The organism is Polaribacter sp. (assembly GCF_965656025.1).
Classification (GTDB): domain Bacteria; phylum Bacteroidota; class Bacteroidia; order Flavobacteriales; family Flavobacteriaceae; genus Polaribacter.
In genome coordinates this window covers 19224-24295 of the sequence record NZ_CBFHJT010000047.1, presented here as the reverse complement: position 1 = coordinate 24295, position 5072 = coordinate 19224, and the positions used below count along the sequence as shown (strand labels likewise).

General features: G+C 28.4%; 7 protein-coding genes. 2 read left to right on the top strand and 5 right to left on the bottom strand.

Annotated elements, in window-relative coordinates; translation table 11 throughout:
• Positions 1-190: 190 nt before the first annotated feature.
• The 5 genes from ACTG3S_RS09820 to ACTG3S_RS09800 are packed head-to-tail and all read right to left on the bottom strand — an operon-like array spanning position 191 to position 3777.
• Positions 191-796: an IMPACT family protein gene (locus tag ACTG3S_RS09820; protein WP_439129184.1), complete on the bottom strand. Its 606-nt coding sequence runs from the start codon at positions 794-796 to the stop codon at positions 191-193.
• Positions 796-1656, bottom strand: coding sequence for a GRP family sugar transporter (locus ACTG3S_RS09815; RefSeq protein WP_439129183.1), 861 nt, complete (start codon positions 1654-1656; stop codon positions 796-798). Before ACTG3S_RS09815 ends, ACTG3S_RS09820 begins: the two co-directional genes overlap by 1 nt.
• Positions 1653-2264, bottom strand: coding sequence for an HAD family hydrolase (locus ACTG3S_RS09810; protein ID WP_439129182.1), 612 nt, complete (start codon positions 2262-2264; stop codon positions 1653-1655). The genes ACTG3S_RS09815 and ACTG3S_RS09810 overlap by 4 nt, the downstream gene beginning before the upstream one ends.
• The gene (gene ribD / locus ACTG3S_RS09805; RefSeq protein ID WP_439129185.1) at positions 2257-3312 is read right to left on the bottom strand and encodes a bifunctional diaminohydroxyphosphoribosylaminopyrimidine deaminase/5-amino-6-(5-phosphoribosylamino)uracil reductase RibD; all 1056 of its coding nucleotides are present in this window, start codon (positions 3310-3312) and stop codon (positions 2257-2259) included. Before ribD ends, ACTG3S_RS09810 begins: the two co-directional genes overlap by 8 nt.
• Positions 3313-3318: 6 nt before the next feature.
• A complete protein-coding gene (locus tag ACTG3S_RS09800) occupies positions 3319-3777 on the bottom strand; it encodes an LEA type 2 family protein (protein ID WP_439129181.1) in 459 nt (152 codons plus the stop codon).
• Between the two features lie 50 nt (positions 3778-3827).
• Between ACTG3S_RS09800 and ACTG3S_RS09795 the strand changes: the two genes are divergently transcribed.
• Positions 3828-4319, top strand: coding sequence for a GNAT family N-acetyltransferase (locus ACTG3S_RS09795; protein ID WP_439129180.1), 492 nt, complete (start codon positions 3828-3830; stop codon positions 4317-4319).
• A 10-nt stretch (positions 4320-4329) separates the two neighbouring features.
• The coding region (locus ACTG3S_RS09790; protein WP_439129179.1) for a phospholipase D-like domain-containing protein at positions 4330-5072 on the top strand (743 nt) is incomplete at its 3' end.

The following is a 5072-nucleotide window of genomic DNA, read 5'->3' as shown; positions in this document are numbered from 1 at the left end:
AATTTATCTAAAGTTCAATTAGATGAAGGAAAAAGACAAATGTTTATCTCTAAAAAAGCCTTAGATACAGTTGAATTATTTACACAGATAGAAATATATTTTTTAATATTTCTTGCAATTGTAGTTCAAGTTATAATTATGTATACTCCAAAAAAAGATTAATTTTTTTAAAATTTTTTAAAAAGAGCAATCAACATTTTATAATAGCTACTTTATACAAGTTATTAAAAATGGTAAAAATAGCTTTTGTATCATTTTTACGAACCGAAATTACATACTCACAATCCATTTCTAATTTTTGAGAAACAATTTCGATGTTTTTTTCTTTTATAACTCTTTGTACAGCATTCATTACATCATAATTAAATTTTAATTTGTATTGTACGTCTATTGTTTTTTCTAGAATTTCAGAGGCTTCTAAAGCCAATTGAGCAGACGTTTTATAAGCAGAGATTAAGCCACCAACCCCTAATTTTGTGCCACCGAAATAACGAACGGAGACTATCAAAATATTGGTAACTTCAAAAGATTGTATCTGCCCGTAAATTGGCAAACCTGCAGAATTATTAGGCTCACCATCGTCATTAGCTCTGTATTTTATTTGTTCTATACCTATTTGATAAGCATAGCAAAAGTGACGAGCTGAATGATGTTTTTTCTTTAAAAGTTCTAACTTCTCTTTTACATCATCTTCTGTTAAAACAGGGAAAGCGTACCCAAAAAACTTACTCCCTTTTTCCTTAAAAAGAGTTTCTTCTGATGGTTTTTCTATTGTTTTATAGACGTCCTCTTTCATTATGCAATGGTTACCAAAATAATACCTAAAATAGCTAAAACAACTCCTACTTTATTTTTAACACTAAATTTTTCTTTAAAAAATAACAAACCAACTAAAGTGGATACTATAACAATAGCCACATTGTTTATGGTGAACAATGTTGAGCTTTCAAAGTTTTTTATTTGTAATGCTTTTATTAAAAAAATGATAGAAAAGTAATTGGGAACTCCTAAAGCAATTCCTGCTAAAATATTTTTATAACCGAATTTTTCAGATTTCTTTATCGTTTTAGCTCCCAAAATGATCAACCCAAAAATTGCCGCGATACCAAACAAACTGCCAGAAAAAATAGAAACATCTCTATCATCTACATAATTGGTTTGCACATATTTTAAAACAGTATCTATTATACCAGAACCTAAAAAAAGTAAAATTGGAAATAATAAGGTTCCATTTTTTGTGGTTTTTTCTTCTTTTACAGAGGATAAATAAACAGCTACTAAGGCAATTAAAATTCCTGATATTTTTAAAAAAGTAATAGATTCATTGTAAAGAATAATTCCAAAAAAAACAGGTACAACTACAGACATTTTACCAGCAATAGAAGTTACAGAAACTCCGTTTTTTTGAGCTGTCATTGCCATTACAAAAAACACAGAAACAAACATTGCGCCTAAAAATAAAGCACCAGAAAACCAAGGTTCTAAGTAAATTTTATGAATAGGTATTTGTCTTTCTGCTAACAAAAAACCCATAGAAAAAGCCACTATATAATTTACAATAATCGCTTTTAAAACATCTATTTTATAGATACCAAAAAATTTAAAAATAACAAATAACCCTGTTGAAAAAAGGACACTTAATAAAAGAAATATCAAAATAGTTGTATTTTTTTAGTAAATAATTGAGTAACGTCTTCTTTACCTGGTGTTAAATTCCAAACATGCAAACCTAAAGATTTTGCAGCTTCTGTATTTTCTTTGGTATCATCTATAAAAAGTGTTTCTGTTGCTTTTAAATTGTTTTCTTGCAACACAAATTCATAAATATTTAAATTCGGTTTTCTAAAATGTATTTCGTGTGTTAAGTAAAAAGCTTCAAAACAACTTTTAAATTGGTTATACAATTCCATTCCCCAATTTTTTTGAATCCAAGTAATGTGCAAATCGTTTGTATTACTTAATAAAAATAACCTATATTTTTTTTCTGATGCTAGTTTCTGAATGAATTCTAATCGATGTTTTGGAAAATCTTGTAAGATAGAATTCCAAGCAGTTTTTAAAATTGTTGATGAGATTTGTAATTTTTCTTCAAAATAAAGCAAGAATTTTTCGGTAGAAAGCAACCCCATTTCATAATCATTTAAAACAGGAATTATGGTTTTATCATTTTGATTAATCCCTAACTTTTGTAATTCTTGTGCAAACTTTTTTTTATCTAAATTGATAAAAATATCTCCAAAGTCGAAAATGATGTTTTTAATCATTTCTATATTTTTTTAAAATATCGGTTTGTATTTTTTTTACTGTGTAATTCCCTTTTAAAATAGGCGCTTTTATACCATTTTTAAAAATAGTATCCCCCACAAAAACAAGGGCTTCATCCCATAAATCGGCATCTATAAAAGTTTGTATGGTTTTTGCACCTCCTTCTATAATTATAGATTGTATACTGTGTTTTTGTAAAACTTCGCATATTTGTTTAGCAACCTTTTTAGAAAAATTGATGGGTTCAAAAACTACATTTTTAAGCTCTAAATTTTCAAACTTTTCCTTCTCTAAATTTTCATCAACAAATAAAATGGTTTTCACAATTCCGTCAAAAACATGTAATGTGTTAGAAAGCTTTAATTCCCTATCCATAACGACTCTAATTGGGCTTTGACCAGACCAATTTCTAACGTTTAGTTTAGGATTGTCTGCCAAAACTGTATTTGTCCCCACTAAAATTGCATGCTCTTTTGCGCGCAATTTGTGTACCAATAGTTGAGAGTAGGAATTAGAAATCCAAACAGGTTTTTGTTCATCTTTATTAGCTGGTGCCACAAAACCATCTTTAGTTTCTGCCCATTTTAAAATGATATATGGTCGTTTTTTTTCTTGTACTGTAAAAAATCGCTTATGATGTGCTCTACATGCTGCTTCAAGCACACCTAAAACAACTTCGATTCCAGCATTTTTTAGGCGTTCAATTCCTTTACCAGCCACCAAACTATTGCTATCTACACAACCAATTACTACTTTTTTAAATTGATGCTTTACCAACAAATCTGCACAAGGTGGTGTTTTACCAAAATGAGCACAAGGTTCTAGGGTTACGTAGATGGTTGCCTTTTTTAAAATCGATTTATTTTTTACAGCATTTACAGCATTTACCTCAGCATGGTTTTCGCCATATTTTGATGTAAAACCTTCGCCAATAATTTTATGATCTAAAACAATAACAGCCCCAACAGCAGGATTAGGCCTTGTAAAACCAATTCCGTTTTTTGCAATTTGCAAACAGCGTTTTATGTAAAATTCGTGCGTAATAATTGTAATTTAAAATTTTATTTCTTGCTCTTGATCAATATGGTAAATCTTAGAAAAACCTAAAAATTTATACTTTAAATCTCCTTTAAAATGAACTTTTACAGATTTATTTAGTACAGAGTTTAGTAATCCCCCTAAAATACCATTTCTATTATTTTCGAACACTTTTTTTGTAGGTACAACAACTTTTAAAGGTATTGCAAATTCTTTTCTTGCAGGTACTTTAAATTCGTCTGAAGATACTTGAGCTACCTCTGCCCCATTGATAATAACTTTAATTTCATCCGTAGAAATTTTACCACCAACGTCATTTGGATTTTCGAAATAAGCTGCCGCTTTTAAGCGAATTGTATCTCTTTTAAAGGAGATTAATTTTAAATCATCTACCTTTATAAAAACAGGTTTTTTATTTACAGAACAAGCTGAAATAAGTAAACTTAATAAAATAAAATATACTAGATTTTTCATATTAAAAGTAAAAAAATAGGTAAATTGCTGCTGCAAAAATACGGTAATAAATGACAAGTGGAGATTTTATCATAAGAGAAATAAAACCCAAAGATAATAAAGCGCTAGCAAAGGTTATTAGAAGTGTAATTTTAGAAATGGGCGCTCCAAAAGTGGGTACAGCTTATGAAGATAAAGCCACTGACCAAATGTTTGAAACCTACAAAAAAGAAAAAGCTATTTATTATGTTTTAGAACATCAAAATAAAGTATTTGGTGGTGCGGGTATTGCACAATTAGACAATTTTGACAGCAATGTTTGCGAGCTACAAAAAATGTATTTTTTACCCATAGCAAGAGGCAAAGGTTTGGGTAGCAAATTAATTTCTAAATGTTTAGAAAAAGCAAAGGAATTCGGTTTTGAAAGCTGTTATTTAGAAACCTTACCTTACATGAAAGATGCTGTGAAATTATACAATAAAAATGGCTTTACTAATTTAGAAAAACCATTAGGTAACACCTGCCATTACTCTTGTGATGTTTGGATGATTAAGAAAATTTAAATTATAAATATTGATATATTATATCCTTTTTTCAATTCACTTTTTGCTATTTGCTTGGGCATTTTACAATATTTTATATTTTGGCGTAAAACCCTCTAAATCTTTAAGTTGGATTTTAATTACCTTCTTTTTTCCTTTTCTAGGTATTATTGCTTTTATCATTTTTGGTATCAATAGAAGACGCTTAAAATTCTTCGAATTAAAAGAAACTAAAAAGCGTAAAAACTATATAAAATCTTCATTTCAAAATAAAAAAAATCCGCATTTAGAGGAGTTAAATTCTATAAAACAGCAAAAAATATCGAGCTTAATTTACAACAACACCAACATCCCCTTAGACATTAATACTAAAGTTACAGTTTTAAAAAACGGAAAAGAAACTTTTGATGCCATTTTTGAAGCGATAAAAAATGCAGAAAAATTTATTCATCTACAATATTTCATCATAGAAAATGGAAAAATTTTTGAGGAACTTAAAAAACTTCTAATACAAAAAATAGAAGAAAACGTAGAAGTTAGAATCTTATATGATACCATTGGTAGCAGTTCTTTAAATAAAAAATCAATAAAAGAATTAAAAGAAGCTGGTTGTAAATTTTATCCAGAAATGGCTTTAAAACTAGGTACTTTCTTATTTACATTAAACTTTAGAAATCATAGAAAAATTGCTGTCATAGATAATAAAATAGGGTTTACAGGAGGCGTAAATGTTTCTGATGAATATATTACAGAAGACACAGAATTAGGTGTTTG